Below are 213 nucleotides of genomic sequence, written 5' to 3'. Positions count from 1 at the left end.
AAACTGTACGTAATTCACACACAACTTTTGCGCTTGATCCTTTCTTACCTTGGAACACGGAAACGAACACAGATTGTCAATTAAAAAGTCTTTTTCTACACCAAAATTTATACTGCAAACGGAGATTTAAATCAACGTTGGTTTGAGTATTACAGCTTTAGAGACCCTGAAACTGGCAGATTGAAACGAATGGGTAATATCTATGGAAAAGCA

The sequence above is a fragment of the Pseudotamlana haliotis genome, from assembly GCF_008806375.1.
In the GTDB taxonomy this organism is placed as follows: domain Bacteria; phylum Bacteroidota; class Bacteroidia; order Flavobacteriales; family Flavobacteriaceae; genus Pseudotamlana; species Pseudotamlana haliotis.
Note: the sequence above shows the minus strand (reverse complement) of the source record.